The organism is Georgenia sp. G2120 (genome assembly GCF_055326485.1).
Genome location: NZ_JBUZNL010000006.1, coordinates 211,544 through 238,079, shown reverse-complemented (window position 1 = coordinate 238,079; position 26,536 = coordinate 211,544). Strand labels below are relative to the sequence as shown.

19 protein-coding genes are annotated in these 26,536 nt (G+C 71.9%); 2 read left to right on the top strand and 17 right to left on the bottom strand.

The annotated features are described in order from the left end of the window. Positions 1 to 79: 79 nt before the first annotated feature. The 14 genes from ACZLMO_RS09245 to ACZLMO_RS09180 form a co-directional block, all read right to left on the bottom strand. Positions 80 to 1,771 carry a dihydroxyacetone kinase family protein gene (locus ACZLMO_RS09245; protein ID WP_463653551.1) on the bottom strand — a complete coding sequence of 564 codons (1,692 nt, stop codon included), beginning with the start codon at positions 1,769 to 1,771 and terminating at the stop codon, positions 80 to 82. Between the two features lie 206 nt (positions 1,772 to 1,977). Further along, positions 1,978 to 3,030: a zinc-binding dehydrogenase gene (locus ACZLMO_RS09240; protein ID WP_425715062.1), complete on the bottom strand. Its 1,053-nt coding sequence runs from the start codon at positions 3,028 to 3,030 to the stop codon at positions 1,978 to 1,980. A gap of 82 nt (positions 3,031 to 3,112) precedes the next feature. Next, positions 3,113 to 3,898 (bottom strand): DeoR/GlpR family DNA-binding transcription regulator, encoded by a 786-nt coding sequence (locus ACZLMO_RS09235; RefSeq protein WP_425715063.1) that lies wholly within the window; start codon positions 3,896 to 3,898, stop codon positions 3,113 to 3,115. Positions 3,899 to 4,004: 106 nt separating this feature from the next. Then, positions 4,005 to 5,039, bottom strand: a complete 1,035-nt coding sequence (locus tag ACZLMO_RS09230; RefSeq protein ID WP_463653550.1) for an NAD(P)H-dependent glycerol-3-phosphate dehydrogenase — start codon at positions 5,037 to 5,039, stop codon at positions 4,005 to 4,007. 338 nt (positions 5,040 to 5,377) lie between these two features. Then, a complete protein-coding gene (locus tag ACZLMO_RS09225; protein ID WP_425715065.1) occupies positions 5,378 to 6,889 on the bottom strand; it encodes a xylulokinase in 1,512 nt (503 codons plus the stop codon). Beyond that, a complete protein-coding gene (locus ACZLMO_RS09220) occupies positions 6,886 to 7,950 on the bottom strand; it encodes an NAD(P)H-dependent glycerol-3-phosphate dehydrogenase (RefSeq protein WP_425715066.1) in 1,065 nt (354 codons plus the stop codon). The genes ACZLMO_RS09225 and ACZLMO_RS09220 overlap by 4 nt, the downstream gene beginning before the upstream one ends. Positions 7,951 to 7,978: 28 nt before the next feature. Continuing rightward, entirely contained in the window at positions 7,979 to 8,683 is a 705-nt protein-coding gene (locus ACZLMO_RS09215) for an L-ribulose-5-phosphate 4-epimerase (protein WP_425715245.1), read from the bottom strand. Positions 8,684 to 8,808: 125 nt separating this feature from the next. Further along, positions 8,809 to 10,491, bottom strand: coding sequence for a ribulokinase (locus ACZLMO_RS09210; protein WP_425715068.1), 1,683 nt, complete (start codon positions 10,489 to 10,491; stop codon positions 8,809 to 8,811). 102 nt (positions 10,492 to 10,593) lie between these two features. Continuing rightward, the gene (locus ACZLMO_RS09205) at positions 10,594 to 11,961 is read right to left on the bottom strand and encodes a sn-glycerol-1-phosphate dehydrogenase (protein WP_425715069.1); all 1,368 of its coding nucleotides are present in this window, start codon (positions 11,959 to 11,961) and stop codon (positions 10,594 to 10,596) included. Positions 11,962 to 12,018: 57 nt separating this feature from the next. Continuing rightward, complete coding sequence (locus tag ACZLMO_RS09200) at positions 12,019 to 13,584, bottom strand: FGGY-family carbohydrate kinase (protein ID WP_425715070.1); 1,566 nt, start codon at positions 13,582 to 13,584, stop codon at positions 12,019 to 12,021. A 91-nt stretch (positions 13,585 to 13,675) separates the two neighbouring features. Continuing rightward, positions 13,676 to 14,530, bottom strand: a complete 855-nt coding sequence (locus tag ACZLMO_RS09195; RefSeq protein WP_425715071.1) for an HAD-IIA family hydrolase — start codon at positions 14,528 to 14,530, stop codon at positions 13,676 to 13,678. 193 nt (positions 14,531 to 14,723) lie between these two features. Beyond that, on the bottom strand, positions 14,724 to 15,710 hold the full coding sequence (locus ACZLMO_RS09190; protein ID WP_425715072.1) for a hypothetical protein: 987 nt from the start codon (positions 15,708 to 15,710) through the stop codon (positions 14,724 to 14,726). A 160-nt stretch (positions 15,711 to 15,870) separates the two neighbouring features. Further along, positions 15,871 to 16,356, bottom strand: coding sequence for a ribose-5-phosphate isomerase (locus ACZLMO_RS09185; RefSeq protein ID WP_425715073.1), 486 nt, complete (start codon positions 16,354 to 16,356; stop codon positions 15,871 to 15,873). A gap of 207 nt (positions 16,357 to 16,563) precedes the next feature. Then, positions 16,564 to 17,562: a sugar-binding transcriptional regulator gene (locus ACZLMO_RS09180; protein ID WP_425715074.1), complete on the bottom strand. Its 999-nt coding sequence runs from the start codon at positions 17,560 to 17,562 to the stop codon at positions 16,564 to 16,566. Between the two features lie 132 nt (positions 17,563 to 17,694). Here ACZLMO_RS09180 and ACZLMO_RS09175 point away from each other — a divergent pair, with 132 nt between their 5' ends. Together ACZLMO_RS09175 and glpK are read left to right on the top strand one after the other, a co-directional pair. Continuing rightward, positions 17,695 to 19,434, top strand: a complete 1,740-nt coding sequence (locus tag ACZLMO_RS09175) for a glycerol-3-phosphate dehydrogenase/oxidase (RefSeq protein ID WP_425715075.1) — start codon at positions 17,695 to 17,697, stop codon at positions 19,432 to 19,434. A 131-nt stretch (positions 19,435 to 19,565) separates the two neighbouring features. Next, a complete protein-coding gene (glpK, locus tag ACZLMO_RS09170) occupies positions 19,566 to 21,086 on the top strand; it encodes a glycerol kinase GlpK (protein ID WP_425715076.1) in 1,521 nt (506 codons plus the stop codon). A gap of 130 nt (positions 21,087 to 21,216) precedes the next feature. Here the strand turns inward: glpK and dusB are convergent, their stop codons facing one another. From dusB to ACZLMO_RS09155, 3 genes are all read right to left on the bottom strand, one after another. Continuing rightward, positions 21,217 to 22,503 carry a tRNA dihydrouridine synthase DusB gene (gene dusB / locus ACZLMO_RS09165; RefSeq protein WP_463653549.1) on the bottom strand — a complete coding sequence of 429 codons (1,287 nt, stop codon included), beginning with the start codon at positions 22,501 to 22,503 and terminating at the stop codon, positions 21,217 to 21,219. Positions 22,504 to 22,706: 203 nt separating this feature from the next. Further along, positions 22,707 to 24,095, bottom strand: coding sequence for a glycine--tRNA ligase (locus tag ACZLMO_RS09160; RefSeq protein WP_463653548.1), 1,389 nt, complete (start codon positions 24,093 to 24,095; stop codon positions 22,707 to 22,709). Positions 24,096 to 24,292: 197 nt separating this feature from the next. Further along, the gene (locus ACZLMO_RS09155; RefSeq protein WP_425715080.1) at positions 24,293 to 26,491 is read right to left on the bottom strand and encodes a serine/threonine-protein kinase; all 2,199 of its coding nucleotides are present in this window, start codon (positions 26,489 to 26,491) and stop codon (positions 24,293 to 24,295) included. Between the last annotated feature and the right edge of the window lie 45 nt (positions 26,492 to 26,536).

Here is a 26,536-nt window from a genome sequence, read left to right as displayed (position 1 = left end):
CGCCATGTTGTGGCGCCCCGGCGGCCCTCACTCGTGAGGAGGAATCACCTCACTCGTCATACAGGTGAGCGGCGCTGCCTCAGCTGGCGGTGCCCGCGTGCCGGGCGATCGTACGGACGACGAGCGCGGCGGACACCGCGCCGGGGTCCGCGTGGCCGACCGACTTCTCGGCGAGCGGTCGGGCGCGGCCGAGCTTGGGACGCATCTGCTCGGTCGACTCGGCGCCCTGCTGGGCGGCCACCGCGGCGGCGGCCCAGTCACCGGCACCGAGGGCGTCGATCCCGGGCAGGAGCGCGTCGAGCATCGTCTTGTCACCGGCCACGGCCCCGCCCACGCGAGCGACGGCGTCGACGGCGGCCTTCGCGGCTCGGACGAGGTCGTCGGCGCTCGGAGCTCCGGTGTCGGACAGCTCGCCCGCGGCAGCGTTGAGCAGCGCGCCCCACAGCGCGCCGGACGTGCCGCCCGCACGGTCGGACCAGGTCTCCCCCGCGCGACCGAGCGCCGTGCGCAGACCCGCACCGGCGTCGGCGGCCTCCCGGGCGGAGGCCAGGGCCTCGCTCGAGCCGCGCGCCATCCCGGTGCCGTGGTCGCCGTCGCCGGCGAAGGTGTCGAGCTCGCCGAGCTCGTCCTTCTTCGCGGCCAGCGCCTCGGAGACCGAGGACAGCACCTCGACGAGGCGCGCCGCGGCGGCCTTCCCGGCGTCGTCGGCCTCGGGGATCGCCTGCTCGGCAGACTCGACCTGCTGGATCTCGTCGGCGGTGAGCTCCTCGCCGGCGATCTGCCCCATCTTCACGGTCGGGGTGTCGCAGGGGGCCTTCCACAGGCGCTCGAGCTCGTCGTCGACCCACACGAGCGTGAGCGAGACACCACCCATGTCGAGGGAGGTGACGAGCTCGCCGACGAGCCGGTCGACGACCGTGAGGCCCGCCGCCTCGAGCTGACCCTCGATGGTCCGGTAGGCGACGAACATCTCCTCGTACTTGGCGGTGCCGAGGCCGTTGAACAGGACGACCACGCGGCCGTCCGCCCCCTCGGGTCGCTCCTTGAGCAGCGCCTCGACCAGCGTGGTCGCCGTCTCGTCGGCGGTGCCGAGGTCGGTCTCATCGATACCGGGCTCGCCGTGCACGCCGAGGCCGATGCCGAGCCGCCCCTTGGGCACGGTGAAGAGCGGCTCGTCGGAGCCGGGCAGGGTGCAGCCGGAGAACGCGACGCCGAGGGTGCGGGTGCGGTCGTTCGCGTGGCGGAACACGCGCTCGACCTCGTCGATGTCCATGCCCTCCTCCGCCGCCGCGGCCGCGATCTTGAAGACGGGCAGGTCGCCGGAGATGCCGCGGCGCTTCTCGATCTCGTCGACCCCGGCCGAGGCGATGTCGTCCGTGACGACCAGTGCGCGCGCGTCGATGCCCTCGGCCCGGAGCCGCTCGACGGCGTCGCCGAAGTGCAGGACGTCGCCCGCGTAGTTGCCGAAGCCGATGATGACGCCGCCGCCGCGCTCGGCGGCCTTGGCGACCGACACGGCCTGCGCGGCCGAGGGCGAGGCGAAGATGTTGCCGGTCACGCCGCCGTCGGCGAAGCCGGGGCCGACCCAGCCCATGAAGGCCGGGTAGTGGCCGGTGCCGCCGCCGGTGAGGACGGCGACCTTGCCCTGGGGCGTGCGGGTGGCGCGGACGACGCCACCGTACACCTCGCGGACGTGGTGGGGGAACGCGGCGGCGAACCCGGAGACGAGCTCGGCCGGGAAGTCCGACGGGTCGTTGACGAGCTTGGTCATGACAGCTCCTTCGATGTCGTGCTGGTGATGGGTGATGGGTGATGGGTGATGGGTGATGGGTGGATGGTCGGGGTGGGGGGCCGGGACGGTCGAGCAGGTCGGATCGGGTCGGGTCGGGACCGGGAGGACGTGGCCTCCGACGACGACGGACGGCGCTCCGACGACTCATCGGCGCCGACGACCGTGCGGCGTGGGCCGCAGCCGGGTCAGGCGGGGCCGGCCTCCGCATCCGGGACGACGGCGACCTTGATCCCGCCGCGCTGCGCGGTCGTCTCGATCGCGTCGAGCGCGTCCGAGAGCCCGAAGCGGTGGGTGACGTACCGGGACCCGTCGATCGCGCCGGAGGCGAGCAGGTCGACGGCCTGGTGGTAGTCGGACCGGCGGCAGTTCGACCCGCCGGTGACGGTGAGCTGGCCGTAGTGGATGTCGTTCGGGTCGATGACGGCGGTGCCGCCCTTGGGGAACCCGGCGAACGCGCTCACCCGGCCGCCGATGCGCACGAGCCTCGACGCCTCGGAGAACAGCTCGGGCACGCCGATGGAGACGACGGCGACGTCGGCGCCGCGGCCGTCCGTCAGCGCCCGTACCTCGGAGTCGACGTCGTCCGTGGTCGGGTCGAGGGCGAGGGTGGCGCCCATGTCGAAGGCGACCTGCCGGCGCTCGGCCGAGCGGTTGGTGACGACGACGTTCCGCGCCCCGCGCAGGAGTGCGACCTGCACGTGCAGGAGGCCGATCGGCCCGGCGCCCATGACGACCACGGTGTCCCCGAGCTCGACCATGTACTCGCGCAGACCGTTGAGGACGCATGCCAGTGGCTCGGCGAGCGCGAGGTGTGCCGGGTCCGTGCCCGCGGGGGCCGGGACGAGGTTGCCGCGCGCGACCGCGTCGGCCGGGACCAGCTGGTACTCAGCGAGCCCGCCGTCGACCTGGTAGCCGAACAGGCGAGCCTGCTCGCAGTGGTGCTCGAGGTCGCGCCGGCAGAAGTAGCACGAGCCGCACGAGATCGTCGGCAGGACCGCGACGAGGTCACCGACGGACACGGCGCTCACGCCCTCGCCCACCTCGTGGACCACGCCGGCGGCCTCGTGGCCGAGGACGACCCCGGGGCGGGCGTCCTTCTCCCCGCGCACGAGGCGCACGTCGGTCCCGCACACGGTGTTGGCCGCCACCTCGAGCAGCACCTCACCGGGTCCGGGGCGGGGCGTCTCGACGTCGGTGAGGACGACGTCGCCCTTCCCGCGCAGCACGACCGCCCTCATCGGTGGCTCCGACCACGGGTGCGGACCTGGGGGGACGTCGACATCTCGGTCTCCTTCACTGGTGCTGACGGTCTCACGGGGATCATGCCAGGTGGACGCGCAGGCCGAGGTCGCGCAGGTGGTCGACGCGCTCCTCGGGCAGCGAGGACGGGACGACGATGTCGTCGACCTGCGCGAGGTCGGCCACGCGGTGCATGGCACGCCTCGCGAACTTGCTCGAGTCGACGACGAGGATCTTGCGCACCGACCGCGCGAGCATGGTGCGCTTGATCTCGGTGACGTCGCCGTCGGGGTGGTGCATCGCGTCGTCCCAGATCGCGGTCGCCGACATGACGCAGCAGTCGGCGCTCAGCTCGCGCAGGGCGGCCACCGTGGCGGGACCGTGGTAGGCCTGCGCCCAGGCGGTCCAGCGGCCGCCGACCATGTGCAGGCGCACGCCGTCCATACCCTGCGCCTCCGTGGCGACGAACTGGCTGTGTGTGATGACCGTCAGACCACTCGTGTCCCCGAGGGCCCGGAGCACGTGGAGGCCGGTCGTCGAGTCGTCGAGCATGAGGACGCTGTCCGGCGGGACGAGGCTCGCCGCGACCGTCCCGAGCTGGTCCTTGACCGCGGTGTCCCGGGCGAGACGGTAGGCGGCCGACGCCTCGACGAGCGAGGTGACCACCGACGTCACCGTTCCGCGCGAGCGCGCGAGGAGGCCGAGCTGCTCGAGCGCGGCGAGGTCCCGGTAGACGGTCATGGCCGAGACGCCGAGCTCGCCGACGAGCTCCTCGACCTGGACCGAGCCGCGTTCGACCACGATGTCCGCGAGCCGGTGGCGCCGTCGGCTCAGCTCCCCGGCGCCGCGCGCGTCCTCCTGGTTCATCGGCGCTCCTCGGCGCTCCGCCCGCACACGCGGCTCACGGATACGTCGGACGTCGACGCAACGGTGCCGGACGCGGCGGTGCGGCTCGTCGTGGGGACGTGCTCCGTCACGGCAGGACCGCGGCGGCGACGCGTCCGGCCGGATCCTCGGCGCCGTCGATGACGGCCGCGACCGCGGCGAGCAGCGGCATCCGATCCGGCAGAGAGCCACCGATCTGCTCGACGAGGCGCACCGCGAGACCCGCGGCGGGGACGCCCTCGACGGTCTGCTCGGCCGCGACCATCGCCTCGAGCGCCGCCCCTGCCTCCTCGCCCCGTCCGATGCGCGAGCCGTAGACCTTGTTGCGCCCGGACAGCCCGGTCACCTCGAGGTCCCCCACCCCGGCGAGGCCGTACACGGTCTCGGCGCGGCCGCCGAGCGCCTCGCCGAGGGCCGCGATCTCGCGGACCGCCTGGGCGAACGTCGCGGACTTGAGGTTGTGGAACGGCTCGTCGTGTGCCTCGTGGAGTCCGTCGGCGATGCCGAGCGCGATGGCGTAGACGTTCTTCATCGGGGCACTCACCTCGAGCCCGACCTCGTCGGTCGCGCCCTCGATGCGGTACGTGGTCGAGCTGAGCGAGTCGGCCACCTCCGCCACGATCGCCTCGTCCTTGCCGGCGTACAGCGTGGCGGTCCAGCGGTCGGCCGCCACCTCGTTGGCCTTGCAGGGCCCGCCGACGGCGACGATCGGCGGCAGCGGGGTGCCGCTCGTGGCGGCGACCCGCCGCACGGCGTCGGGCAGGAGCTCGATCCGGCCCTCGGCATCGGGGGCAAAACCCTTCGAGGTGAGCAGGAGGGCACGCGCCCTGGCGATGCCGGGCAGCGCGAGCTCGGCGACCTTCTCGACGCCGACGGAGGCGACCGAGAGGACGACGTACTCGGCGCCGTCGAGCGCGGCCTCGAGCTCGCCGGACCGGAAGAGCCGGGTGCCCTCGGCGAGCCGGACGTTCGTGCGCGGGTGCGGCCGGCCGGCCTCGACGGCGTCGAGGAGGTGGTCGTCGAGCCAGGTGCCCCAGAGTCGGACGTCGTGGCCCTGGGCGCGGTACGGGGTGGCGAGGGCGGAGCCCATCGCACCGGCACCGAGGATGGTGATCGTCGTCATGACAGCTCTCCTGGGTCGCAGGTCTCGGCGTGACCACGGGGGACGCCCGGCCGGACGCTGCGGGCTCGGCGGTGGGTCCCACGGCCCGACGTCGGACCGCGCATCGAGCATCCCACATCACGCGCGTGAAAAACAACAGCACACTTGTGATGGCGCGAGTATGCCGGCGATGGTCGAGCAGGTCTGCGAGCTCGCAGCGTGCAGGCATCCGGAACCCGCGTCCACGACGACGAAGGTGCGTCCGTCCCGTCGCGGACGCTCGTGCCTCCGACGACGGGCGCACACCGGGCCGGTGCGGTCACCCGCACCGGCCCGGCCGCGCCCTCACCCGCGGGGCGTCACTCCCCCGTGAGCTCCCACAGGCGCTCGTAGACGGGCTCGAGGTGCTCGTAGAGCGTGGCCTGGGCCTCGCCCCAGCGCGCATACTCCTCGCCCCGCTTCTCGTCAGGCTCGGTCACGTGCCCGGTCCGCGCCATCGCCCGAGCGGTGGCGGGGACGTCGCCGTGGACGCCCGTGTGCGCCATCGCGAGGACGGCCGCTCCCTGGGCGGAGACCTCCTCGACGCCGGAGGCCACGATCGGCAGCCCCACGGTGTCCGCGAGGATCTGCGTCCACAGGTCGGACCGCGACCCCCCGCCCGTGGCACGCAGCTCGGTCAGCCGCGTGCCGGTGCCCCGCTGCATCCCGGCGAGGTTCTGCCGCAGCTCGTACGCGGTGCCCTCGAGGATCGAGCGGTACATGTGGGCGCGGGTGTGTGCGCCGCCGAAGCCGACCATCGCACCGCTCGCCACCGGGTTCCACCACGGCGACTGCACGGCGTTCCAGTACGGGAGCGTGAGCAGGCCCTCGGCGCCGATGGCGACCTTCGCGGCCGCCGCCTCGAGCTCGGGGTCCGGCCTCCCGTCGAGCTCCGGCTTCCCGAGCTCGGAGCGGAACCAGTTCGCGAGCACCGATCCCGAGTTCTGCACGATCTCAAGGACGTACTGCCCCGCGAGCCCCGCGGCGAGCGTGCGGTACTCCTTCCCGTACCGGTAGTCGGCCGAGTGCACGCCGGCCACGATCGAGGTGCCGATGTTGATGTAGGCGACCTCGGGGTCGATGGCGGCGGTGCCGAGACCGGAGCCCTGCCCGTCGCCGAGCCCGGAGATCACCGGCACCGTGTGCTTGAGCCCCCAGTGCTGCGCCACCTCGAGGTCGAGCTCGCCGACCACGTCCCCGGGGGCCGCGAGCTCCGCCATCTGGTCGCGGCGCACGCCGGCGAGCTCGAGCAGCTGGTCGGAGTAGTCGAGCGCCTCGATGTCGAACAGCGCGAGCGTGTCGGCCGAGGCGTGGGAGGAGACCCAGCGGCCGGTCATCGCGTGCACGAGGTAGGCGTGGACGTCGACCACCTTGTCCGCTCCCGCCAGGACGTCGGGCTCGTTCTCCTTGAGCCAGATCATCTTGTAGAGCGCCGGCGTGGTGTCGGCCGGCTTGCCGGAGAGCTGGTGGATCTCGTCGGACCCGTGCTCACGGATCTGCTTCGCCGCGCGCGAGTCGAGCCACAGCACCGCGTTCCGGGTCGGCGCGCCCGTCGCGTCCACCGGCACGAAGCTCTCGCGCTGGTGGGTGATCGCGAGCGCGGCGACGCGCGCCTTCTGCTCGGCGCTCAGGCCGCCCACCGCGCGCCCGACCGCCGAGTCGGTGGAGAACCACCACTGGCGGGCGTCGTGCTCGTAGTGGTTCATCCGCGGCTGGAGCAGGTCGATCTCCGCCCGGCCCTCGCTCAGGGTCCTGCCTGCCGCGTCCACGACGACGGCCTTGGTGGCCGAGGTCGAGGAGTCGATCGCGATGACGAGCGGGTCGTCGCTCACTTCCGCCCCCCGAAGAACTCGTCCCACGGGAGGTCGATGGGCTCGTCGCGCGCGATGATCCCGTGCAGGTGGCGCAGCAGCGGGAACTCGTGGGCCTCGAGCACGCCGCGCTCGATCTGCTTCTCGATCGCCGCCCCGACCACGCGGATCGCGTTGACGCCCTCGAGGGTGACGCCCTTCATCAGGGAGTCGCGGACCTCGGAGAACGGGATGCCGGAGCCGACGTAGGTGCCGGCCTTGACGTTGCGGCCGCCGGCCGAGGTCACGTGCATGTCCCCCACGCCGGGCAGGCCCCAGACCATCCTCGGGTCGCCCCCGAGGATCTCGTAGAAGCGGTGCATCTCCTGCGCGCCCTGGGCGAAGATCGCCGCGGTGAGGTTGAGGCGGCGGTAGCGCTCGTTGGCGTCGTCGCCCTCCTTGAGCTGCAGCCCCTCCCCGAACCCGGCCGCGAACGCGTAGATGTTCTTCGTGGCCGCGCCGATCTCGGCGCCGAGGAAGTCGGTCGTCGTCCACACGTGGTAGTAGTCCGTACGGAACAGCTGCGCGAGGCGCTCGACCACCTCCTCCTTGTCGCCCGAGAAGACGACCGCCGTGTCGTGACCGACCGCGAGCTCGCCGGCGATCGACGGGCCGACGATCGCGGCCCAGTCGACCTGCCCCGCGAGCTCGTCGCCGACGATCCGCTTGAGGGCGTCGGGGATCATCTCGAGGGTGCCGTCGTCGTCGGCCAGCATGCCCTTGGTGACCGAGAGGACGGTCTGGCCGGGCCGCAGGAGGCGGGCGAGCTGCTCCCCGACCCAGTCCACGCCGAAGGAGTTGACGCCGGACATGACGACGTCGGCGCCGTCGAACGCCTGCTCCGCGTCCTCGAGCTGGTACGCCGTGATCCCGTCCTCCACCACGAGGTCGAGGTCGGGGTGCCGACCGGTGGTCTGGATCGACTCGATGATGTCGCGGTCGAGGTGGGTCCCGACGAGCCGGACCTCGTGCCCGTTCTGACGGAGCGGGAAGGTCAGGGCTGTCGCCATGATGCCGGACCCGAGTACGACGACGGTGGTCATGTGCTGCTCCTTGTCGTGGGTGATGCGGTCAGTTCTGGCCGTAGACGCCCTGGTAGCGCTCGTACAGGCGCGTGACGGCGTCGTCGGGGATCGGGAGGGGCTCGCCGAGCTGGCGCGAGACGTGCACGGTGCGGGCGACCTCCTCGCACATGACGGCGGCCTTGACGGCGGCCTTCGCGTCCGTCCCGATCGTGAAGGGCCCGTGGTTCTGCATGAGGACGGCCGGGGAGCGGTGCCCGCGCAGCGTCTCGACGATGCCCCGGCCGATGGAGTCGTCGCCGATGATCGCGAACGGTCCGACGGGGATCTCCCCGCCGAACTCGTCGGCCATCATCGTCAGCACGCAGGGGACGGGCTCGCCGCGGGCCGCCCAGGCGACCGCGTAGGTGGAGTGGGTGTGCACCACTCCCCCGACCTCGGGCATGTGCCGGTAGACGTAGGCGTGCGCGGCGGTGTCGGAGGACGGGCTGAGCACGCGCGAGGCGTCCGGGTCGGCCAGGGCCCGCCCCCACAGGTCGGTGACGACCATGAGCTCGGGCGCGAGCTCGTCGTAGCTGACGCCGGAGGGCTTGATGACCATGAGGTCCTCGCCGCCGTCGACCGGCACGCGGGCCGAGACGTTGCCCGCCGTCCACACGACGAGCCCCCAGCGGGGCAGCTCGGCGTGCAGGGCGGCCACCTCCGCACGAGCCTGCTCGACGGTGGCACGCACCTCGGGCGCGAGGTCCGCCAGCGCGGGGACGTCCCCGGTCGGTTCGTCGACTACCTGTCCTGCGGTCACTGCTCTCCTTGGTCGGTCCGGCGTGCCGGTACGGCGACGGCGCCCGGCCGGGAGCGGCCCGGCCGGGCGCGGCGTCGTTACTTCTTCGCGCCCCGGGCGGCCGCGCGGGCGCGGATCGCCTTGAGCCGGTGCATCAGCTCGTTGCCGCCGCGCCCGAAGTAGTCGTGCAGCTGGACGTACTCGGCGTACAGCTCGTCGTACAGCGTCGCGCGCTGCTCGCTGGGCAGGTAGGCGTTGCGGACCTTTCCGCCCATCGCCTCCGAGGCCTCCTGGATGGTCTCGTACTCGCCGGCGGCGACCGCGGCGTGGACGGCCGAGCCGAGGGCGCCCGCGTGGGCCGCCGTCGCGACCGAGATCGGCAGGCGCGTGACGTCGGAGAACAGCTGCATGAGGAACTTGTTCTTCAGCAGGCCGCCGGCGGCGACGAACTCGTTGATCTCGACGCCGTGCTCCTTGAAGGTGTCGACGATCATGCGGGCGCCGAAGGCCGTCGACTCGAGGAGCGCCCGGTACTGGTCCTCCGGGCGGGTGGTGAGCGTGGTGCCGATCATCAGCCCGGACAGGTCGGTGTCCACCAGGACGGACCGGTTGCCGCCGTGCCAGTCGAGCGCGACGAGTCCGTGCTCGCCGATCTGCTGGTTCGCCCCGAGGTCGGTGAGGTAGTCGTGGACCGACTTGCCCGCCTTCTTCGCGGCCTCGTGGTACTCCGGCGGGACGCTGTGGTCGACGAACCAGCCGAAGATGTCGCCGACGGCGGACTGGCCGCCCTCGAAGCCCCACAGGCCGTCGACGATTCCGCCGTCGACGACGCCGAACATCCCGGGGACCTCGACGAGATCCGGACCCGAGACGACGTACACGGCGGAGGTGCCGAGGATCGCCGTGAGCTGGCCCGCCTCGACGGCCTTGACGGCGGCCGCGGTGACGTGGGCGTCGATGTTGCCGACCGCCACGGCGGTGCCGGCGGCGAGCCCCATGAGCGAGGCGAACTCCTCGTTCAGCTCGCCGGCCTTCGAGGCCAGCGCGGCCACGGGGGCCGCCATCTTCTCCTCGAAGATGCCCCCGAACTCGGGGTTGAGCGCCTCGAGGTACTCGCGCGAGGGGTACTGACCGTCCTGGAACATCCGCTTGTAGCCGGAGTCGCCGGCGGACTGCACGAGGGTGCCCGTCATCCTCCAGACGATCCAGTCGAGCGCGTTGACGAAGACGTCGGTGGCCGCGTAGACCTCCGGGTCCTCCTCGAGGGTCTCGAGGACCTTGGGCAGGAGGAGCTCCGAGGAGATCGTGTTGCCGTAGCGGCCGAGCCAGGTCTCCCCACGCTCCTTGGCCACCTCGACGATGCGGGTCGCCTGCTCCTGGCCGCCGTGGTGCTTCCACAGCTTGACCCAGGCGTGCGGGCGGTTGCGGAACTCCTCGAGCTCGCACAGCGGCGTGCCGTCCTCCTTCGCGGCGACGACCGTCGCGGAGGTGAAGTCGATGCCGAGCCCGACCACCTGGTCGGCCGTGATGTCGGCGTCGTTCATGGCGGCCGGGACGGCCTTGCTGAGGACGTGGATGTAGTCGGCCGGGTCCTGGAGGGCGAACTCGGGCGGGAGCTTCTGCCCGTCCGCCGCGTCCAGGGTGCGGTCCATGACCGCGCTCGGGTAGTCGACGATGACCGAGGACCCCTTCTCGAGGCCGTCGCTCACGCGGATGATGCTGGCCCGGCCCGAGAGCGTCCCGAAGTCGATGCCGATGACGAACTTGCTGTCCTTGGTCACTGTGCTGCCTTCCTCCCGGCGGGGTGACGCCGTCGTCGGTGGCGGGGACGTGGTGCTTCGTCGTCGGGTCCCGGTGCCCGCCGGACCGGGACCCGACGGGGGTCAGCGCGCGGACTCCTGCGACCAGTAGCCCTCGGGCGAGAACAGCTCCTCGACGCACTCCTCGAGCAGCCCGACCTCGAGGAGGAGGTCGAGGAGCGTGTACCGCGAGCGGATGGTCTGCGCGCGGTAGTAGGTGAGCCGGAACCGCTCCATGTCGATGTCGATCTGCTCCGGGTGGTACACGGCGCCGACCGCCTTGAGCATCTCGCGGGCCTCGTCGGCGCTCACGAGCTGCTCACGGCACTTCTCGACGATGGTCGGCCACTCGCGGACGACCAGCTCGAGCCGCTCGCGCAGCTGCTCGGGCTCGAGGTACTTCGCCAGCGTCTGCTGCACGGCCGGCTCGACGAGCGGGGCGGCGCGCTCGGTGGTGTGCATCGCGCGCACCCGGGCCTCCATCTCCTCGCGGGACGGCCAGGCCGCCACGAGCGCGTCGATGTTGATGGCCGGCACGTCCTTGGTCAGCGCGACCTCGTAGAGCGCGCAGAGCGCCACCGTGCCGAGGCCGACCTTGAAGCCGTGCGAGAGCGGGGGCTCCCAGTCCAGGCCGTGCCCCTCCATCTCCCACGTGTGCGAGAACTGGTGGCCGGCGCCCGAGGCGGGCCGCGAGCTCTGGTGCGCCTGCATGGCCAGGCCGGACATCAGCAGACCCTCGGCGAGGCCCGCGAGCGCATCGGGGTCCGACTTCGCGAGGTCGTCGGGCCGCGAGAGGGACTCGCGCAGCGGGCCCTGGACGAGGCCCCAGACGTACTCGTCGATCGTCTCGACCCCGAGGATGTCGGAGATGATCCAGTCGGCGCCGGCGGGGACCTTCTCGACGAGGTCGCCGAAGCCGGTCGCCGTCAGGCGCTGCGGGGCCGTCGCCATGAGGTCGAGGTCCGCCACCAGCGCGGTCGGCGCCGGGCAGTTGCGCGTGATCTTGAAGCCGTCCTTGGTGATCGACGACCCGAAGGCGGCGTACCCGTCCATCGAGGCGGCGGTGCACACGTTCATGTAGGGCCGCTCGAGCTCGCCCGAGGCGAGCTTGACGATGTCGTTGAGCGTGCCCGACCCGATCGAGCAGGCCACCGCGTCGGTGCCCCGCAGGTGCTCACGGATGAGCTCGACGTTCTCGTAGCCGGCGTAGAGCGTGGGCGTGCCCGGGAAGACGTAGGGCTCGTCGAGGTCGATCCCGGCCGCGCGCAGCGACTCGGTGACGGCCTCGCCCGCGAGGGCCCACGTGTTGCCGTCGGCGACGACGATGCCGCGCCGACCGGCGAACTGCTCGGCGAACACCTCCCCGGTGCGGCCCACCACGCCTCGTCCGTGGACGATCGCCTGGGTGTCGGTGGCGGTTGTCAGCGCGGTGGCGATCAGGTCCTCGGTCATGAGGTCTCTCCTTGTCGGGATGGGGATACGGCGGTGGGGACGACGCGACGACGCCGGTCAGCCGGCGACGTGGTCGACGGTGTCGTGGATGAGCTCCTGCAGCGCCGGGTACTGCTTGGCGTACTGGTCGACGTAGAAGCGGTACTCCTCGTGGCGCGCGGCGTCCGGCTCGAGCCGGGCCCGGGTGTGCACCATGGCCTCGGCGGCCTCCGCGACCGACGGGTGCAGCCCGGCGCCGGCGGCGGCGAGGATGCACGAGCCGAGCGTGACGGCGTCGCCGACCTCGGTGAGCGTGATCGGGACGCCGGTGACGTCTGCGTGCATCTGGATCCAGTCGGCCGACTTGAGCGCGCCACCGGCGGCGACGAACTCCTCGACCTCGAACCCCACCTCGCGCAGGGCCCGCATGTTGAGCTCGACGCCGTAGGCGACGGACTCCTGGACGGCCTTGTAGAGGTGCGCGCGGGTGTGCGAGAGCGAGAGCCCGGAGACGGTGCCGCGGGCCTTCGAGTCCGAGTAGGGCGTGCGGTTGCCCTGGAAGTACTCGGTGAAGATGACGCCGTCGGAGCCCGGTGCGATCTCGCGGGCCTTGGCGTTCATCACGTCGTAGGGGTTGAGGCCGGTGCGCTCGGCGGCGTCGACGATGTCCTGGCAGAACTCGTCCTTGAACCACTTGAGGACCGATCCGGTCGAGGTCAGCGAGCTCTCGACCGTGTACTGGCCGGGGACGACGCCGTCGACGTAGCCGCCGAAGAAGCCCTTGCCGGAGATCGGCTCCGCGCTCTGGCCGGACATCACGTGGCTCGAGCCGGTCACGAGCGTCATCTTCCCCGGGGAGAGCACGTTGAGGCCGATCTGGCCGTGCCAGGCGTCGCCTCCGCCCTGGGCGACGGGGGTGCCGGGCATGAGGCCGAGCTCCTCGGCGGCGTGGGACGTCAGGCCGCCGACGGCGACGCCGAGGTCGTTGACCGTCTCGGGGAGCTTGTCGAACACGTCCCCGGCGCCGGCCGCCTCGTAGAGGTCGACGGGCCAGCCGCCGTTGTCCCGGTCGTAGTAGGAGCGGTGCGCGGCGGTGTTGATGTTGAGCGTCCACTCGCCGGTCAGCTGGAAGGTCAGCCAGTCGGGCGCGTCGATGAGGCGGTACGCCCTGTTGTAGGTCTCCGGCTCGTTCTCCTTGAGCCAGGCCGCCTTGAAGGGGTACCACTCGGCGGTCGGCGGGAGGGTGCCGTCACCGGTGTACCGGGTCGCGGGCGAGCTGTGCCCGACGACGCGCTGGGCCTGCTCGGTGGCGCGCACGTCCATCCACATGATGGCCGGGCGGATGGCCTGGCCCGAGCGGTCCATCGCGACGACGGTCATCGTCGTCGCGTCGTAGGAGATGCCGGCGATGTCCCGGCCGGTGAGGCCGGATTCGCGCATGGCCTTGGCGGTCGACGCCTTGAGCGCCTCCCACCAGTCGGACGGCGACTGCTCGGCCCATCCCGGCCGGGGGTGGGTGGTGCGGTAGGTGGTCGCCGCGAAGACGATCGGGCGGCCGACCAGGTCGAAGATCCCGACCCGGCAGCTCTCGGTGCCGAAGTCGATGCCCATGACGAAGGGGCCGGTAGGGGTACGAGCGGACATCGTCGCCTCTTTCTCGTGGGGGTGCTCCGCGCATCTCCGCGCAGGTGGCCTGGGTGACGGCCGGTCCCGGGACGGCGGACCGGCCGCGCTGTCAGTCGGTGTCGTCGTCGCCCCACCCGAGCGCCTGACGCTCGGCGGCGGGGATCAGGTGGTCGATGCGCTCGAGCGCGAAGGTCGGCTGCTCCTGCGCGGGCAGCTCCTCGGCGTCGACGAGGGTGTTGTCGCCGGTGAGGACGAGAGTCGAGGCCATGCCGGTGCGGACGGCCATGCCGATGTCCGTGCCGAGCCGGTCGCCGACCATCATGCAGCGGGCGGGGTCGACGTCGAGGCCGACGAGGGCCGCCTCGAGCATCGCTCCCTCGGGCTTGCCCATGTTGGCGTGGAGCGAGACGCCGGTGGTCGCCTCGATGGCGGCGACGATGCCGGCGGCGTCGGGCTCACCGCGTCCGCCCGGGAACGGGCAGTAGCGGTCGGGGTTGGTCGTGATGAGGATGGCGCGCTTGTGGAACCACAGCGCGTCGAAGGCGATCTGCAGCTTCTTGTACTCGAAGGTGCGGTCGTAGGAGGCGATGACGATGTCGATCGCGGCCGGGTCCTCGGACCGCTTGATGCCCGCGGCGTCGAGGGCGCGGATCAGCGGTTCCTCCGCGATCGGGTACACCGTGGCGTCGGGGTGGTGTGCCTGGAGCCAGCGCACCGTCGTGACGACCGTGTTGGCGATCTCGTCGACCGGGGTCGGCAGTCCGAGGCGCTCGAGCTTGGCCGAGTACTCCTCGGGGTCCTTCGTGGGGTTGTTCGACAGGAAGCGCACCGGCAGGTCGCGGCGGTGCAGCTCCTCGATGAGGCGCTTGGCGCCGGGGAGCAGGTGGTCGCCGAGGTAGATCGTGCCGTCCATGTCGAAGACATAGGCCTCGTAGAAGTCCGTGGGTCCGGCCTGATCGATCATCGCGCCTGCTCCGTCTCTCTCGAAGTGGGGCCTCCAGCGTTGCAGAGGCCCGATGTTCGCGCCCGCGGGGGTACGGCGGGCTGCGGGGTGTACGTCGTCGTGCGGCGCGAAGTCGCGCCCCACCGCCGGCGAGGCCGGACAGGGGTGGAACTGCTCCGGGGCGGGGGCCGTGGCCCCCGCCCCGGTGCGGCTGTCAGATCGTGGTGACCAGGTAGATGACCGTGGTCCCGATGAAGATGATGCCTGCCGGCGGGTCGATGTGCGTGTCGCCGCGGGCGTTGAAGATCCGCGAGAACGCCTCGCCACCGACGCCACCGAGGAGACCGGCGATGCCACCGCCGATGACCGCGACCCACGGGTCGGTGCCGACCACGGTGAGCAGCTGCACGGCCGCGAGGCCCGCGAGGATCGTCATGTGGTGCGTGACCGGGGTCTTCAGGCCCAGGCTGAGGAAGATGAGCGAGATCGCCGAGATCGCCCAGCCGATGAGGAACACCTGGCTGACGATGTTGGTGTACGCCGGGTTGTCGGTCGGGACGTTGCCGATGAGCCACACGGCGACGAACGCGAAGAGCAGACCGGAGGTCAGGCCGTGCAGCGCCGAGATGCTCCACTTCTCCTGGTGCTCGACCCAGTGGGTGCCGTCCTTGAGCGAGAGCGGGTTGTGCCCCTTGAACGGGCCGACCAGCGACCTGGACTTCACGCCGAACACGAGGCGGGCGACGAGGGCGACGCCGACGACCGAGAGGGCGACCGTGTCCGTGGTGAACAGCAGACCCTCACCCTCCGGAGCCCACAGGCCGAAGAGCCAGATGAAGAACTGGTTCATCACGTAACCGAGGATGCCGAAGACACCACCGACGACGAAGATGTCGGCCTTCGGGTAGCCGGCCAGCGGCGTGACGATGTCACGTCCGTTGACACCCTCGGGGAAGTACCCCCGCTTCGCGGCGTAGGCGGCCGCGGCGGCACCACCGGCGAAGGCGATGTGCGGTCCGAAGACCGGGCCGAACGCGAACATGCTGATGAAGTCCTGCGCCACCGGGACGCCGCCGAGCAGGGCGGAGAACCCGAACAGGAAGGCGAAGCCGGTGAAGATGAATGCGGTCTGTCCGCCGATGGCGGCGCCGAACGCGCCGCCGGCGAACGCGACGATCAACCAGACGATGTCGATTTCCACGTCGGTGGTACCTCTCTCTTCCCCCACGGCGCCGTGGGGAGTGTTGTGACTGCGGTGTCGGGCCGCCGACGTCTTGGAGCGACGATGGCCGGACCGGCCTGCGGGGGGAACCCCGCCGACCGGGGACCGCACCCCGGCCGTGGGGCCGGGGTGCGGAGGGTCAGGATCCGGCGGTGCCGGACTGCTGCTGCTTCGCCTCGTAGTCGCTGAGGACGGCGACCTTCTCGGCCGACGGCGAGCTCTCGTCGAACTCGTGGCCGAGCCACTCGCCCGCGAGCTTGCGCGCGAGCTCGAGGCCGATGACGCGCTGGCCGAAGGTGAGGACCTGCGCGTTGTTGGACTTGATCAGCCGCTCGACGCTGAAGCTGTCGTGCGCGACGGACGCCCGGATGCCGGGGACCTTGCCCGCGGCCATCGCGACGCCCATGCCGGTACCGCACACGAGGAGCGCACGGTCGGCGTCACCGGCCGCGACCTTCTCGCCGGCTGCGGTGCCGATGTTGGGGTAGGGGTTGCCGTCGTCGGACGTGCCGACGCCGACGTCGATGACCTCGTCGACCCGGGGGTCGGACTCGAGGTCAGCCTTGAGCTTCTCCTTGTAGTCGTATCCGGCGTTGTCCGAACCGACCACGATCCGCAGGCCCATGTCGCCTCCCGTTCTGGCGCCTGTGCGCCTCTCGGGTGACGGTTCTCGGGCTCCGTCACCCGTCACGCCCGTGCGGCGCGATCTGCGTCGGAACCGTACCAAAGGCGTCGACAGATGCTCACCCATGGTGAACGGAAGTGCAGGCGTGTCGTCCAGGCGTGCGAAAGTGCGCGGGACGACGCTCATCTGCGCCTCCCCTCCCCCTAGTCACAGGGGAGGCAGCGGCCGGCCCCGGGAGAGACCCGACCGGGCGATCCGCTCGGCGAGCGCACGCAGGGTCGGCTCGTCGATGACGAGGTCGGTGACAGCGCCCGAGCGGAGCGCGCCGAGGGTCGGTCGCACCTTGGCGGCGCCGGACACCACGCACACCCGGCGCTCGATCCGCCGCAGCGCCGCCGGCGACGGCCCCGAGGCCCGGGCGTTGGTCGCGATGTCCGCGTAGGTCCCGTCCTCGCGCAGGAGCACGGTGCAGATGTCCCCGACGACGCCGGCCGCCTGGAGCGTCTGGATCTCCTGCTGGTCGAGGTATCCCCCGGCGTAGACCTGGGAGCTGAGCGCACCGGTGAAGGCTCCGACGCCGAACAGCGCGACGTCGGTGCGCGCCTGCAGCGCCCGGACCGCGGCGAGGGACCGCTCCCGCCACATCGCGAGCTTGGTCTCCGGGTAGTCGAAGAACGCCGGCACCGGGAAGTGGTGCACCGACGACTCGAAGGCCCGCGCGGCGGCCTCCATGATGGCCCCGGCGTACGGGATGCCGGTCGTCGTCGGGTTGGCGGCGCCGTTGAGCTGGACCACGGCCGAACGCGGCGCCGAGCGGGCGACGAACTGGGCGACGACGGCCGCGATCGTGTTGCCCCACGCGATCCCGAGCACGGAGCCGGGCTGCATCCAGCCCGACACGAGCCGCCCGGCCACGCGCGCCACCTGCTCGAGCCGCTGCACGTCCGTCGACGCCGGCCGGACCGTCACGACATGGGTCTGCACGTCGAACAGGTCGCGCAGCACCATCGACTCGCGCGTCCCCATCTCGGCGGGCGGGTGCAGCTCGATCCGCACCATGCCCGACGCGCGCGCCTGCTTGATGAGTCGGGACACGGTCGAGCGCGAGACCCCCGTGCGCCGGGCGATCGTCTCCATGGTCTCGTCCTGCAGGTAGTACATCGAGGCGGCCTCGAAGACCTCCCGCTCTCGGTCACGCTCGTCCACCGGTCCTCCGTCACTCTGCACGTCCGCTCACCCAAGTTGTGCGGATGTGCGATGGCGACCATCCTAAGGAGAACACGACGCGGTGGACGCGATCCCCGACGTCGACGCACGAGCCGATGGAGGAGCGAGCACGTGAACACGACAGCACTCACGCAGGAGTCCCGGCAGGACGCCCTGGACACGATGGCCGAGACCGAGCTCGACGTCCTCGTCATCGGCGGAGGCGTCACCGGCGCCGGCATCGCGCTCGACGCGGCCACGCGCGGCCTCAGCACCGGGATCGTCGAGATGCGCGACTGGGCGTCCGGCACCTCGCAGTGGTCCTCCAAGCTCATCCACGGCGGGCTCCGCTACCTCTACCAGCTCAACTTCGCCCTCGTCTCCGAGGCGCTGAAGGAGCGCGGCATCCTCCTGACGACGACGGCACCGCACCTCGTCTCCGCCCAGCCGTTCCTCTGGCCGCTCAAGCAGCGCGTCATCGAGCGTGGCTACTCGGCGGTCGGCGTCGGCATGTACGACGCGCTGTCGATCCTCGGCAACAAGGGCGCGACCGTGCCGATGCAGAAGCACTACAGCCACAAGGGCGCGATGGACCTCGTCCCGAGCCTCGACCCCGACACCCTCATCGGCGGCATCCGTTTCTACGACGCCCGCGTGGACGACGCGCGGCTCGTCATGACCCTCGTGCGGACCGCGCAGGGCTACGGCGCCCACGCCGCGACGCGCTCGCAGGTCACGTCGATCACCACGGATGCCACCGGCCGCGCGACCGGCGCGATCGTCAAGGACCTCGAGACCGGCCGCGAGATCACCGTGCGCGCGAAGAACGTCATCGGCGCGACCGGCGTGTGGACCGAGGAGACCGAGACGCTCGGCGGCGCCGAGGGCGGGCTCCAGGTCCTCGCCTCGAAGGGCATCCACATCGTGGTGCCCAAGGAGCGGATCGAGGGCAGCACCGGCGTCTTCCTGCGCACCGAGAAGTCGGTCCTCTTCATCATCCCGTGGCAGCGCTACTGGGTCATCGGCACCACGGACACCAAGTGGACCGAGCAGGTGGACTCGCCGGTGGCGACCGCGGAGGACATCGACTACGTCCTCGAGCAGGCCAACTCGGTGCTTCTCGACAAGCTGACGCGGGACGACATCATCGGCACGTACGCCGGCCTGCGCCCCCTCCTCCAGCCGGTGGACAAGGGCGACGGCGAGTCGACGAAGGTCTCCCGCGAGCACACGGTGACCACGCCGCAGCCCGGCCTCACCGTCATCGCCGGCGGCAAGCTCACCTCGTACCGGCTCATGGCCCAGGACGCGGTCGACCACGCGATCGGGAAGGCTCGGGCCAAGGCGACGCCGTCGATCACCGAGAGGACCCCGCTCGTGGGGGCTCCCGGGCTCGAGGCCACGCGCCGGCAGCTACCGCGCCTGGCGTCGAAGTACAACCTCACCCGGGCACGCGCCGAGCACCTCGTCTCGCGCTACGGGTCCGAGGTGACCGAGGTCCTCTCGACCGTCGACGCCGACCCGAGCCTCGGCGCGCCGCTCGAGCACGCGCCGGACTACCTGCGCGCCGAGGTCGCCTACGGCGTCACCCACGAGGGTGCGCTGCACCTCGAGGACATGCTGCTGCACCGCGTCCGGCTCGACTTCGAGCTGCCCGACCGTGGCAAGGCGGCGGCCCCCGAGGTCGCCGAGGTCATGGGTTCCCTGCTCGGCTGGGACGACGCCCGGCGTGAGCAGGAGGTCCAGAGCTGGGTCGCGCAGGCGGACGCGATCCTCGCCGCCCAGCAGACCGACAACGACGAGGCGGCCTCGGCCGCACGCGTGCAGGCCCCGCAGCTGGTCCCCGTCGAGGACCTCTCGTCGGCACACTGACACGTACTGCCTGGACGGGCGGGAACCCACCGGTCCCCGCCCGTCCGTCCACCCCCACAAGGACCGGCCACCGGAAACCGCCGGCGGCCGGATGCACATCGACACCGAAGTCGAAAGGAACCGCCCCCACCATGAGCGACCAGAAGTACGTCCTCGCGATCGACCAGGGAACGACCTCCTCCCGGGCCATCATCTTCGACCACTCCGGGCAGATCGTCTCGGTCGGCCAGCTCGAGCACGAGCAGATCTTCCCGAGGGCGGGCTGGGTCGAGCACGACCCGAAGGAGATCTGGAACAACGTCCGGGAGGCCGTGGGCCAGGCCCTGTCCAAGGCCTCCCTCAACGCGGGCAACATCGCCGCCGCGGGCATCACCAACCAGCGCGAGACCACCGTCGTCTGGGACAGGACCACCGGTGAGCCGATCTACAACGCGATCGTCTGGCAGGACACCCGCACCGACGCCATCTGCAAGGAGCTCGCGGGCTCCGAGGGCGACGAGAAGTACAAGTCCCGCGTCGGACTGCCGCTCGCCACCTACTTCTCCGGGCCGAAGATCAAGTGGATCCTCGACAACGTCGACGGCGCCCGCGAGAAGGCCGAGTCCGGCGACCTCATCTTCGGCAACACCGACGCCTGGGTGCTGTGGAACATGACGGGCGGCGTCGACGGCGGCCTGCACGTCACCGACGTCACCAACGCCTCGCGCACGATGCTCATGGACGTCAAGACCCTGAGCTGGGCCGAGGACATCGCGGCCGACATGGGCGTCCCGCTCTCGATGCTCCCCGAGATCCGCTCCTCCTCCGAGGTCTACGGCAAGGGTCGCGGACAGGGGCTGCTCGCCGACGTGCCGATCTCCGGCATCCTCGGCGACCAGCAGGCCGCCACGTTCGGCCAGGCCTGCTTCGAGAAGGGCATGGCCAAGAACACCTACGGCACGGGCAACTTCATGCTCATCAACACCGGGAACGAGCCGGTGTTCTCCGAGAACGGGCTGCTCACCACGCTGGGCTACAAGATCGGCGACCAGCCGGCCGTGTACTGCCTCGAGGGCTCGATCGCCGTGACCGGCTCGCTCGTCCAGTGGCTGCGCGACAACCTCGGCATCATCTCCAGCGCTCCGGAGGTCGAGGAGCTCGCCAAGACGGTCGAGGACAACGGCGGCACCTACTTCGTCCCGGCGTTCTCCGGCCTGTTCGCCCCGTACTGGAAGTCCGACGCCCGCGGCGCGCTCGTCGGCATGACCCGGTTCGTCAACAAGGGGCACATCGCCCGCGCCACCCTCGAGGCCACGGCCTTCCAGACGCGCGAGGTCCTCGACGCGATGAACGCCGACTCCGGCGTCGACCTCGCCGAGCTCAAGGTCGACGGCGGCATGGTCGCCAACGAGACCCTCATGCAGTTCCAGGCCGACATCCTCGGGGTCGACGTCGTCAAGCCCGTCGTCGCCGAGACGACCGCGCTGGGCGCCGCGTACGCCGCGGGCATCGCCGTCGGGTTCTGGAACGGCGAGCAGGACGTCATCGACAACTGGGCCGAGGACAAGCGGTGGACGCCGCAGCTCGACGAGGCCGAGCGCGAGCGGACCTACCGCCTGTGGAAGAAGGCCGTGACGAAGACGTTCGACTGGGTCGACGAGGACGTCAACTGATCGACGAGTGAGGGGATCTCCTCCCGCGAGCGAGGGGATTCCCCGACGTGCCGAGGGGCGCGCGGCCACCGCGGCTGCGTGCCCCTTCGCACGTCCGGCTCCAGCGACCTCACGCTCCCCCGCCCCGGTGTCAGCCCCCGGACACCGACAGTTCGGCCTGCCGCAGCACCGCGGCGAACTCGTCGTCGACGGTGCGCGAGCTCAACCAGGCGTCCGGCAGGTGCGCGCGCTTCGGTCCGCCGGCCCTTCCCCGCTGCCCCTCGGCGCCCTCACCCGGGTACGGCGAGTCGAGGTCGAGGTCGGCGATCAGCGCATCCAGCTCGGCCAGCGTGGAGATGAGGGCGAACGCCCGACGCGCGTCGCCGCCGACGGGGTACCCCTTGAAGTACCACGCCACGTGCTTGCGCATCTCGCGCATCGCCCGGTCCTCGTCGCCGAAGTGCTCGGCCATGAGCTCGGCGTGGCGGCGCAGCACCCCGGTCACGTCGCGCAGCCCTGGCCGCACCCGCCGGCCCGAGCCGGTCGCCGCCGCGACGAGGTCGGTGAACAACCAGGGCCGCCCCTGGCACCCACGACCGACGACGACGCCGTCCGCCCCGGTCATCCGCATCATCTCGGCGGCGTCCTCGGCGGACCACAGGTCGCCGTTGCCGAGCACGGGGACGGTCGTCACGGCCTCCTTGAGCCGGGCGATCGCCTCCCACCGCGCGGTCCCCGAGTAGTGCTGCTCGAGCGTGCGGGCATGCAGCGCGACGGCCGCGGCGCCGGCGGCCTCGGCGGCCCGCCCGGCGTCGAGGTAGGTGAGGTGCTCGTCGTCGATGCCCATCCGCATCTTCACGGTCACCGGCACCTCGTGCCCGCGCCCTCGGCTGGCCGAGCGGGCGGCGTCGACGGCACCGCGCACGATGTCGCTGAACAGGTCGGCCTTCCACGGCAGCGCCGCTCCCCCGCCCTTGCGCGTGACCTTGGGGACCGGGCAGCCGAAGTTGAGGTCGACGTGGTCGGCCCAGTCCTCCTCGACGAGGATCCGCACCGCGGCCGCCACCGTGACCGGGTCGACGCCGTAGAGCTGCACCGACCGCACGGGGTCCGTGGGGTCGGGGGTGATCATCCGCATCGTCTCGGGCGTGCGCTCGACGAGCGCGCGGGACGTGATCATCTCGCACACGTACAGCCCGGCCGGGGCATGGGTCCCGACGGCGGAGCTCACCCGGGCGGTCGGCTCCAGCGCCGCCTCACCCGCCTCACGGCACAGCTGCCGGAACGGTGGCAGGGTGACGCCGGCCATGGGGGCGAGGACGACGGGGACGCCGACGCGCACCTCCCCCACCTGGAGCGGGGCCGGGGTGCGCAGCGCGTCCGTCGCCGTGTGCGGCGGCTCCGGCTCGCCGGTCACCCGCGTCGTCGACTCGCTCATCCACCAGCTCCTGCTCGTCCGCCGTCCGCCGCGTGCCCGCCGCACCACGCGACGGACCCTCCATTGTGCGGCAGCGAACCGGTCGGCGGCGTGCGACGGTCCTCACGGCGCCCCCGCGCCGGCCACCCAGGACGAGTGACCGACGCGGGTCGGACGATGTCGACCCGCCCGCGCGCTGAATCCGTCAGGCGCCGGGAGGGCGGTCAGGCTCCGACGAGACGCTGGGCGAGGTACCCCGCCACCTGGTCGAGGGAGACGCGCTCCTGGGTCATCGTGTCGCGGTCGCGCACGGTGACGGCCCGGTCCTCGAGCGAGTCGAAGTCGACCGTGAGGCAGTAGGGCGTCCCGATCTCGTCCTGCCGACGGTAGCGTCGGCCCACGGCCCCGGCGTCGTCGAAGTCGACGTTCCAGCTCTGCCGCAGCTCGGCCGCGAGGTCGCGCGCCATCGGCGAGAGGTCGGCGTTGCGCGAGAGCGGGAGCACGGCGGCCTTGACGGGCGCGAGCCGGTGGTCGAGCTTGAGCACGGTGCGGGTGTCGACCCCGCCCTTGGCGTTGGGCGCCTCGTCCTCGGTGTAGGCCTCGACGAGGAACGCCATGAGCGAGCGCGTGAGACCGGCGGCCGGCTCGATGACGTAGGGCGTCCAGCGGGTGTCCTTCGTCTGGTCGAAGTAGGACAGGTCCTTGCCGGAGTGCTCGGAGTGCGTCGAGAGGTCGAAGTCGGTGCGGTTGGCGATGCCCTCGAGCTCGCCCCACTCGCTGCCCGTGAACCCGAACTTGTACTCGATGTCGACGGTCCGCTTGGAGTAGTGGGAGAGCTTCTCGGCGGGGTGCTCGAAGTGCCGGAGGTTCTCGCGGGCGATGCCGAGCCCCGTGTACCAGGCGGTGCGCTGCTCGATCCAGTACTCGTGCCAGTCCTCGTCGGTGCCGGGCTCGACGAAGAACTCCATCTCCATCTGCTCGAACTCGCGCGTGCGGAAGATGAAGTTGCCGGGCGTGATCTCGTTGCGGAACGACTTGCCGATCTGGCCGATGCCGAACGGCGGCTTGCGGCGCGCGGAGGTCATGACGTTGGCGAAGTTGACGAAGATGCCCTGCGCGGTCTCGGGCCGCAGGTAGTGCAGGCCGGACTCGTCCTCGATCGGGCCGAGGTAGGTCTTGAGCATCATGTTGAAGTCGCGGGGCTCGGTCCACTTCCCGCGGTTGCCGCAGTTGGGGCACGGCAGCTCGGTCAGCTCGACGGCGTCGGGGTCGTCGAGGCCCTTGCGCTCGGCGTACTCCTCCTGCATCTGGTCGACCCGGAACCGCTTGTGGCACTCGAGGCACTCCGTCAGCGGGTCGGTGAACACACCGACGTGGCCCGACGCGTGCCACACCTGGCTCGGCAGGATGATCGCGGAGTCCAGCCCCACGACGTCGTCGCGCGAGGTGACCATGTGCCGCCACCACTGGCGCTTGATGTTGTCCTTGAGCTCGACGCCGAGGGGACCGTAGTCCCAGGCGGAGCGGGTACCGCCGTAGATCTCGCCGGACTGGAACACGAATCCCCGGCGCTTGGCGAGGGAGATGACGTTGTCGAGAGCGGTGGCGGCCATGTGGTCTCCAGGTTCTGCCGGGCGGTGCCCGGCGCTCGAGCCGCACCCGGGTGGTGCGGACGGGGACAACCGTAGACGGACGGGACGCCGCGGGGCACATCGATCCGCCGCAGCGCGGACCGCGACCGGTGTCGGGCGCCACGCGGCCCGCTGCAGCACGGGGACCGGGGGCTCGCCCGGCTCGGACACGCTCGCCGCTAGCTCTCCCGGTAGATCTCCGGGACCTGGTCCGGGTAGGCGAGGACGCGGCCGTCGCCGATCGCCACGGTGGCGATACCTCCGTCGAGCGACGTGTAGGTCATCGTCAGCTCCTCCGCGCCGGCCACGTCGAGGTCGATCTCGACGGGCTCGCCGAGGGTGACCTCCTCGCTCCACCGCAGCGCGCCGTCAGTGGAGAACTGCACGCGCACGACCCGGTCGTCGAAGCCCTCGAGGTCGTCACCGGCGAGCTCGGGGTCCTCGAACCGCCCGATCGTCCCGCGGAACCGTTCGAAGCCGCCGTCGAGCGTCCAGCCCCACGTACCCGAGTCGTTGTAGTTGCCGGAGTCGAGCGCTCTCGGGTAGGACCGGCCCGCGATCTCGATCGGCCCCTGCCCCGCGATGTTGAACCCGGAGCCGGAGATGTAGTCGAGCTCGTCGAGATACATCGAGGTGCTCGGGACGGCGACCTCGACCTCGACCGACCCGTCGTGGTCCTCGCCCGCCGCGGGGGTCTGCCCGACGATCGTGCCGACCGGCTCACCGTCCGAGAGCACCTCGGTGGTGGCGATCTCGGTGCCGTCGCCGAGCTCTGCCTGCGCCTGCTCGACCGTCTGCCCGGCAAGGTCCGGGGTCGGGCTCGACCGGAACACGAACGCCCAGAGCAGGAGCACGACGACGAGGAGCGCGACGACGCCGCCCCCGACGAGCAGCGGCAGGCGCGGTCGCGCAGCCGCACCCGGGGCGCGGGAGGCGTTCCCACCGGTGGCCGCTGCGCCGCCGTAGGCCGCCGCGCCGCCGTACCCGGCCGGACCACCACCGGCGGACCCGGGCGAGCCCGGACCGCCGTAGGACGCCGAACCGCCGTACGGCCCGCCGGCCGCTCCCCCGTACCCGGGACCACCTGCGGCCGGTCCGACGTACGAGCCGCCACCCGGCCCGCCGTAGCCTGGTGCACCCGCGCCGGGGCTGCCGTACGTGCCGGGCGCTGCGGCGGGCGACCCCGCCACCATCGGCCCCGCACCCGGGTCGTGCGCGGACGCCGCGGACCACGGCGGCGCGCCCTGGGCACCGGCCGCCGGCACTGAGCCTGGCGCGGAGGCGCCACCGGCCCCCGCGGCGCCTCCCGCGGCCGCCGCACCTCCCGCGCTCGGCGCGAGCCGCGTGCTGCCGGGACCCGCACCCTGCTCGAGCAGGGCCGGGTCGACCTGACGGGTCTCGTCACCACCGGTTGCGGCGGTCGCGGTGCGCCGGCCGAGGTCGGCCGTGGCGTCGTCGTCGGTCCGCCGGGGCGCGGGCGCACCCGGAGGCGGCGCGTCGAGCGCGGTCAGCGCCGGCAGGCCGCGCAGCTCCTCGGCCAGGTGCCCCAGCTCCTCGGCCACGTCGGTGGCCGACGGACGCTCGCGGGCCTCCTTGTCGACCATCCGCGTCACGGCGGTCCACAGCTGGTCCGGGAACCCGTCGGGGCGGCCGGGCAGCAGCTCGGAGTGCCGGCGCAGCACGCCGTACGTGCCGCCGGGGCCGGCGAACGGGGTCACCCCGACGACCATCTCGTAGAGCATGACGCCGAGCGCGTAGACGTCCGTCGCCGGGCCGGGCGGCAGCTCCTCGATGACCTCGGGCGCCATGTAGAGGGGGGTGCCGAGCATCGCGGTCGACGTCGTCGAGTGGAGGGCCTGCGTGACGCGGGCGACGCCGAAGTCGGACACCTTCGGCACGATCCCCTCGCCCGCGCCGCCGTCGTCACCCTCGGCGACGTCACCGCCTCCGCCGGCGAGCAGGACGTTGCCCGGCTTGACGTCGCGGTGGATGACACCGCGATCGTGGATGGCGGCGAGCCCGACCGCGATCTGTCGGCCGAACCACGCGGCCTCGCCCGGCGGGAGCGTCCCGCGCTCGTCGAGCAGGCCGCGCAGGTCGCCGCCCGCGACGAACTCCATGACGATGGCGAGCGTGCTGCCCTCGACCACGAGGTCGTGGACCCGTACCACGTTGGCGTGGACGACCCGGACGAGGAACGAGCGCTCCTGGACGAACCGCTGGACGATCTCGGGGTCCTCGGCGTACTCCGACCGCAGGATCTTGACCGCCACCTCGTGGCCGTCGTCGTTGCGGTGCCCCGCCCAGACGGAGCCCATCGCGCCGCGGCCGACCTGGCGGTCGAGCGTGTATCGGCTGCCGAGCGGGCGTGACGTCATGGATCCTCGGGTGTCGGTGCGGAGGGGCGGGAAGGGGGGAACGGT